Origin of the sequence: Streptomyces sp. SID14478, assembly GCF_010548525.1 — a bacterium.
Taxonomy (GTDB): Bacteria; Actinomycetota; Actinomycetes; order Streptomycetales; family Streptomycetaceae; genus Streptomyces.
Genome location: NZ_JAAGMG010001152.1, coordinates 1 through 7,167, shown reverse-complemented (window position 1 = coordinate 7,167; position 7,167 = coordinate 1). Strand labels below are relative to the sequence as shown.

Below are 7,167 nucleotides of genomic sequence, written 5' to 3'. Positions count from 1 at the left end.
CTCGGCTCCGCCCTGCTCGCCGCCTCGGGCAAGCGGCTGCGGGTGTGGGCGCACGGCGGGCACGCCGCGGCGCGGCACCTCGCGCAGGTGCTCGGCCTGAGCCTGTTCCGCGAACTGCGCCAGATGCGGCGCCCGTTGACCGGTCCGGAGCTGCCCGAGCCGGTGGTCCCGGCAGGGGTCCGCATCCGCACCTTCGTGCCCGGCCAGGACGACACGGCCTGGCTCGCGGTGAACGCGGCGGCGTTCGCACACCACCCCGAGCAGGGCTCCCTCACCCAGCGCGACCTGGACGACCGCAAGGCCGAGTCCTGGTTCGACCCGGCGGGCTTCTTCCTGGCGTTCAAGAACGACGAGCTGGTCGGCTTCCACTGGACGAAGGTGCACGCCGAGGAGCAACTCGGCGAGGTGTACGTCGTCGGGGTCGCCCCGGGCCGGCAGGGCGGCGGGCTCGGCAAGGCGCTGACCACGACCGGCCTGCGCCACCTGGCGGCGGCCGGTCTGCCGACGGCGATGCTGTACGTCGACGCGGACAACAAGGCGGCGGTGAGCGTGTACGAGCGGCTCGGTTTCACCACGTACGAAACGGACCTGATGTACCGAACCGAGTCATAACACCCCACTCGGCGGGTCGAGGGGGCGGTGTCACTTGACGCCGCCCCCTCTCTTGCATCACCCTTTCACTACTTGATTAGTGAAAGTAGGGAAGGGGGGTACGCCAGTGAGCGAGCGCGAGTACGTGATCGAGTTCCGGATCGACCGCCACAGCGGCGTCGCCACCTATCTGCAGATCGTCCACCAGACCGAGCAGGCCCTGCGCATGGGCATGCTCGAACCGGGCGACAAGCTGCCCACCGCCCGCGAAGTCGTCGAGGCCACGGCCATCAATCCGAACACGGTGCTCAAGGCGTACCGCGAGCTGGAGCGGTCGGGTCTCGTCGAGGCCCGCCGGGGCCTGGGCACCTTCGTGCGCAAGTCCCTCGGCTCGGCGGCGGCCGACTCGCCGCTGAAGGCGGATCTCGACGACTGGGCGAGACGGGCGAAGGAGGCAGGGCTCGACCGCGACGACGTGGCCGCCCTGTTCGGCAACGCGTTGGAAGCACACTTCAGCACCACCACCAAGGGGACCCCATGAGCACGGCCATCGAGGCGACGGGCCTCGTCAAGCGCTACGGACGGCACGGCGCCGCGGCCCTGGACGACTGCTCGTTCCGGCTGCCCGAGGGCCGCATCAGCGCCCTCGTCGGGCCCAACGGAGCGGGAAAGTCCACCCTGTTGGCGATCGCCGCGGGACTCATGCGGCAGACCTCCGGACGGCTCACCGTGCTCGGCGCCGGACCCGGCGAGTCCCGCGCCAAGGTCGCCTACCTCTCGCAGGACAAGCCCCTGCACCCGCAGCTGTCCCTCGCGGACACGCTGCGCATGGGCGCCGAGCTGAACCCCGGGCGCTGGGACGCGGCGTACGCGGCGAGGATCGTCGAGCAGGGCGGCCTCGACCCGAAGGCGAAGGTCCGCTCGCTCTCCGGCGGCCAGCGCACCCGCGTCGCGCTCGCCCTGGCCCTCGGCAAGCGCCCCGAACTGATGCTCCTGGACGAGCCGATGGCCGACCTGGACCCGCTGGCCCGGCACGAGCTCATGGGCACGCTGATGGCGGACGCGGCCGAGCACGGCACGACCGTCCTGATGTCCTCGCACATCGTGGCCGAACTGGCCGACGCCTGCGACCACCTGCTGCTCCTGGGCGGCGGCCGCATCCGGCTCGGCGGCGGCATCGACGACCTGCTGGGCGCGCACAGCCTGGTCACCGGGCGCGGCGACCTGTCCGGGCACACCGTCGTCGAGTCCCGCGCGACCGGCCGCGGCATCACCGCCCTGATCCGCCGCGACGGCACGCTCGGCGACGGCTGGCAGGTCCAGGAGCCCTCCCTGGAGGAGCTGCTCCTCGCCCATCTGCGGGCCCCCGACGCCCCGGCCCTGCTCACCCCGGGCACCACCGCCCGCACGCACGACGAGGCGGTGTCCGCATGAGCGCGCCGACGCTGGACAGGCCCACCACGCAGCAGCCGCCCCGGCGCACCCTGCCCGGCCCGGACGGCCTGGTCTGGACGGTGCTGCGCCTGCACCGCACGGCCCTGTGGGTGTGGACCGGCTACGTCACGATCAGCGCCGCCCTGCTGCTGTGGCTGTGGGGGCCGGGCTCCTCGTCCGCCCAGAAGGCGTTCGACGCGTTCGGCTACGCGGGAGCACAGGACAAGGCGTACCTGGGGGCCTCCGCCTTCCTCCCCTTCAGCGGCACCTTCGACTCCCTCTTCTACGATCCGCTGACGCTGACCCGCATCGCCGCCTGCGCGATCGCGGTGTTCGCCGCCGGCCCCCTGATAGCACGCGAACTGGAGTCCGGTACCGCCCAGTTGGCGTGGACCCAGTCCGTGACACCGGCCCGCTGGCTCGCCGCGAAGCTGGCCGTGCCCGCGCTGCTCATCACCGTCGGCACCGGCCTGATCGTCGTCCTGTACCGCCTCGTCTGGGACGACCGCAACCACCTGCTCGTCGCCGGCATCGGCCCGCGCGACCTCGCCTTCTCCGTCGGCCCGGCCACGCTCGCCAACGCCCTGTTCGGCCTCGCCCTCGGCGTGCTCGCCGCACTGGTGCTGCGCCGCACCCTGCCCGCCCTCGCGGTCGCCGGGGTCGGCCAGTTCCTGGTCGGCGCGGCACGCGGCAACTCCTGGCCCTTCCAAGGCAGTTACCAGCAGCCCGAGCTCCCGGTGCACAGCAAGGCGCTCACCTCCACCGGCACCGAGATCGGCGACCCCGGCTGCTACATGAGCCACAAGTGCCTCGCCGGGCACGACGTCACCGGGTTCACCCGGCACTACCTCCCCTCCCCCGACTACTGGTCCCGCCAGCTCACCGAGACCGGCATCCTGCTCGGCCTGACCGCCCTCGCCGTCGTCGCCGCGTTCCTGGTCCTGCGCCGCTACCAGCCCCAGCACCTCACCAAGGGAGCCGCCGCATGAGCACCGCACTCGCCCGCCCGACGGGCCTCACCTGGACGGTGCTGCGTCTGCACCGGCTCGCCCTGTGGCTGTGGATCGCGTACGTCGCCGTGGCGGCGGGCCTGCTGCTGTGGCTGTGGGGGCCGGGCACGAACGGCCTCCCCGTCGCCGAGCGCTGCCTGTCGGGCGCGGTGAGCGGCTGCTCGACGACCGGCGCCTACTCCCGGGCCCTCAATTACCTCGACGCCTCGCTGACCGCCGTGCCGCTGGCCGCCGCCGTGTTCGCGGGCGGCGTGCTCGTCGGGCGCGAACTGGAGCGCGGTACCGCCCAGTTGGCGTGGACCCAGTCCGTGACACCGGCCCGCTGGCTCGCCGCGAAGCTGGCCGTGCCCGCCCTGCTGCTCACCGTCGGCACCGGCCTCCTGGTCGTCCTGCGCCACGCGGTCGCCGCCCGGGCCCGCGGCATGAGCGAGAACACGTGGTGGTCCGGCGCCTACGACGTCCTCGGCCCGACCGCGGTGGTGCTGCCCCTGGCGGGCCTGGCCTGCGGCGCCGTCGCGGCCCTGCTGCAGCGCAAGCTCCTGCCCGCGGCGGTCCTCGGCGCGCTGCTCACGCTGCTGCTGGCGACATGCGCCACGCTGCTGCATCCGCACCTGTGGGCCACCCGGACCGTCGTCGGCTCGCTCGCCCAGGGCTACCGGGGCTACACCGGCGAGGGCGTCGACGAGGGCGCCGTCACCTCCACCGGCGCGCACATCTCCGACCCGATCTGCGTCGGCCACAAGGCGTGCCTGGCCGACCACGACGTCGTCGGCTTCTACAGCACCTACCACCCGGCCTCCCACTTCTGGCCCCTCCAACTCATGGAGACGGGCGTCTTGTTGCTCCTCACGGCAGCGATGACCTACCTCGCCTTCCGCATCCTCCAAAGGCGAGTACCCGCCTAACCTCCCGCTCCCCCGAGCCCCCAACCTCCGCGCTTGCCTGCGGCCCTGCTCGTAACGGTCCCCCGGCACCGTCCTCGGACCCCGCGCTTGCCTGCGGCCCTGCTCGTAACGGTCACCCGGCACCGGCCTCGGACCCCGCGCTGGCCTGCGGCCCTGCTCGCAACGGTCACCCGGCGCTGGGGTGCCGCCTTGCCCACCCTGCCGCCCCAGGCGGCAGACTGCCCAAGGCGGGGGCAACCGCCCCCACCGGGGGGTGAGCCGATCCGGGAGCCCCACCGGAGGGTGAGACGTCCGGAAGCCCCACCGGAGGCTCAGCCGGTCGGGAAGTTCCACCGGGGGTCAGTCGCTAGACGACGGGAGGGGCCGTGTCGGGGTGCCCCCGCAGGACACCGCAGGAACCCAGCTCTGGACGCCGCGCCGTAGGCGCCCAGGTGGCGTGGAGACCAATCCGGCCGAGGAGGTACCCCGGCGCGGCCCCGCCCCCCGCGCCATACGGAAGGCGCACACCAGCCCGGCAGAACCACACAGTCGGCGTGGAGACCACCCCGGCAGAACCACACGGCCACCGCACACCGCCCCAGCAGAACCACACTCCCACCCCCACGGACGCCCGGGAGCCGTCCGCCCATAGCCCGCACGTCATGTCGCCGTAACCAGCGATTCAGACGACCTTGCGAGGCTCACGGGATGCAGCCCCCCGCGCCCGACCCCGCGAAGGTCCCGCCGGAGCCCGGCCCCCACGCCGCCGCCCTCCGTCTCGCGCCCGCGCTCTCGGACCTCCCCGCCCCGTCCGACGCGCCCGAGACCGGCTCCGCGCGGAAGAATGGGGCCATGACCCAGCCGAACGCCGCACAGGACAAGACCGCCCCGCGCCCCCAGCCGTCCGTGGGCTCGCTGGCAGCGCACCGTCCCCACCCCGTGGCGGGCGGCGACTACGAGAGAGCGGCCACGAAACTCGCCGGGATCGTCGCCGACATCGACGCGGACCCGGACGACTACGAGGACGTCTACGCGAACCAGGAGGGCGCGGAGCTGCCGCAGGGCCGCTTCCTGGACCGCGAGCGCAGCTGGCTGGCGTTCAACGAGCGGGTCCTGGAGCTGGCCGAGGACCCGACCACCCCGCTCCTGGAGCGCGCGAACTTCCTGGCGATCTTCGCCTCGAACCTCGACGAGTTCTTCATGGTCCGGGTGGCCGGCCTCAAGCGGCGCATCGCGACCGGCGTCGCCACCCGTTCGGCCTCAGGGCTGCAGCCCCGCGAGGTCCTGGAGCTGATCTGGAACCGCTCCCGCGAGCTCATGGCCCGGCACGCCGCCTGCTACCAGGACGAGGTCGCCCCGGCGCTGGCCGACGAGGGCATCCACGTGGTGCGCTGGAACGAGCTGACGGAGAAGGAGCAGGCCCGGCTGTACACGCTGTTCATGCAGCAGATCTTCCCGGTGCTGACCCCGCTGGCCGTCGACCCCGCCCACCCCTTCCCGTACATCTCGGGCCTGTCCCTGAACCTCGCGGTCGTGGTGTCGAACCCCGTCTCGGGCCACCGCCACTTCGCCCGCGTCAAGGTGCCCCCGCTGCTCTCCCGCTTCCTGGAGGCCGCCCCGCAGCGCTACGTCCCCATCGAGGACGTGATCTCCGCGCCCCGGCACCTGGGCGAGCTGTTCCCCGGCATGACGATCGAGGAGCACCACATGTTCCGCGTCACGCGGAACGAGGACCTGGAGGTCGAGGAGGACGACGCCGAGAACCTCCTCAAGGCCCTGGAGAAGGAGCTCATGCGGCGCCGTTTCGGCCCGCCGGTGCGCCTGGAGGTCGAGGAGAGCATCGACTCCGAGATCCTGAGCCTGCTGGTACGGGAGCTGAAGGTCCGCGAGGCGGAGGTGTACCCGCTGCCGGGGCCGCTCGACCTCACGGGCCTGTTCTCGATAGCGGGCCTGGACCGCCCCGAGCTGAAGTACCCGAAGTTCGTCGCGGGCACCCACCGCGACCTCGCCGAGGTCGAGTCGTCCTCCGCGCCCGACATCTTCGCCGCCCTGAAGAGCCACGACGTCCTGCTGCACCACCCGTACGACAGCTTCTCCACCTCCGTACAGGCCTTCCTGGAGCAGGCGGCCAACGACCCGGACGTGCTCGCCATCAAGCAGACGCTGTACCGGACCTCGGGTGACTCGCCGATCGTCGACGCGCTGATAGACGCGGCGGAATCGGGCAAGCAGGTGCTCGTCCTGGTCGAGATCAAGGCGCGCTTCGACGAACAGGCCAACATCAAGTGGGCCCGGAAGCTGGAGGAGTCCGGCTGCCACGTCGTCTACGGCCTCGTCGGCCTGAAGACGCACTGCAAGCTCTCCCTCGTCGTCCGGCAGGAGGGCGACCAGCTCGTGCGTTACTCGCACGTCGGCACCGGCAACTACCACCCCAAGACCGCCCGCCTGTACGAGGACCTGGGCCTGCTGACGGCCAACAAGGAAGTCGGCGCGGACCTCTCCGACCTCTTCAACCGGCTGTCCGGCTACTCGCGCCGCGAGACCTACCGCCGCCTCCTGGTGGCCCCCAAGTCCCTGCGCACGGGCCTGGTCACGCGGATCGAGAAGGAGGTCCAGCACCACCGTGCGGGCCGTCCCGCGTACGTCCGCATCAAGGTCAACTCGATGGTCGACGAGGCCGTCATCGACGCGCTGTACCGGGCGTCGCAGGCGGGCGTGCCCGTCGACGTGTGGGTGCGCGGGATCTGCGCCGTGCGCCCCGGGGTCGCGGGCCTGTCGGAGAACATCCGGGTCCGCTCGGTCCTCGGCCGCTTCCTGGAGCACTCCCGCGTCTTCGCCTTCGGCAACGGGGGCGAGCCCGAGGTGTGGATCGGCAGCGCCGACATGATGCACCGCAACCTCGACCGCCGCATCGAGGCTCTGGTCCGCGTCGAGGACCCGGCGCACCGGGCGGCCCTCAGCAGGCTGCTCGAAACGGGGATGTCCGACAGCACCGCCTCCTGGCACCTGGGCCCGGACGGCGACTGGACCCGGCACGCCGTCGACGCGGACGGGCAGCCCCTGCGGAACGTACAGGAGATGCTCATAGACGCCCGGAGGCGCCGGCGTGGCACAGCAACACCTTGATTCCACCGCGGCAGGCGCGGCGGACGCCGTCCTGGATTCCTATCTACGGGCCCAGGCGACCGAGTTCCTGCGTTCGCTGCGGCTGCACCGCGAGAGCGGCGGGGCCGGCGCGGCCGAGGCCT

At 72.3% G+C, this 7,167-nt stretch carries 6 protein-coding genes and 1 pseudogene; all 7 read left to right on the top strand.

The features are described from left to right. Positions 1 to 612: mycothiol synthase (gene mshD, locus G3I40_RS37000; protein WP_164559208.1), on the top strand; the 612-nt coding region annotated here is incomplete at its 5' end. Positions 613 to 736: 124 nt separating this feature from the next. After that, complete coding sequence (locus tag G3I40_RS36995; RefSeq protein ID WP_164559209.1) at positions 737 to 1,132, top strand: GntR family transcriptional regulator; 396 nt, start codon at positions 737 to 739, stop codon at positions 1,130 to 1,132. Continuing rightward, on the top strand, positions 1,129 to 2,025 hold the full coding sequence (locus G3I40_RS36990) for an ABC transporter ATP-binding protein (RefSeq protein WP_164559207.1): 897 nt from the start codon (positions 1,129 to 1,131) through the stop codon (positions 2,023 to 2,025). The genes G3I40_RS36995 and G3I40_RS36990 overlap by 4 nt, the downstream gene beginning before the upstream one ends. Next, a complete protein-coding gene (locus G3I40_RS36985) occupies positions 2,022 to 3,014 on the top strand; it encodes a hypothetical protein (RefSeq protein ID WP_164559206.1) in 993 nt (330 codons plus the stop codon). The genes G3I40_RS36990 and G3I40_RS36985 overlap by 4 nt, the downstream gene beginning before the upstream one ends. Then, positions 3,011 to 3,940, top strand: coding sequence for an ABC transporter permease (locus G3I40_RS36980; RefSeq protein ID WP_164559205.1), 930 nt, complete (start codon positions 3,011 to 3,013; stop codon positions 3,938 to 3,940). Before G3I40_RS36985 ends, G3I40_RS36980 begins: the two co-directional genes overlap by 4 nt. An 831-nt stretch (positions 3,941 to 4,771) precedes the next feature. Continuing rightward, on the top strand, positions 4,772 to 7,045 hold the full coding sequence (locus G3I40_RS36975) for an RNA degradosome polyphosphate kinase (RefSeq protein WP_239092162.1): 2,274 nt from the start codon (positions 4,772 to 4,774) through the stop codon (positions 7,043 to 7,045). After that, a pseudogene (locus tag G3I40_RS47665) lies at positions 7,026 to 7,167 on the top strand (metal-binding protein); the annotation flags it as partial. The gene G3I40_RS36975 and the pseudogene G3I40_RS47665, both read left to right, overlap by 20 nt.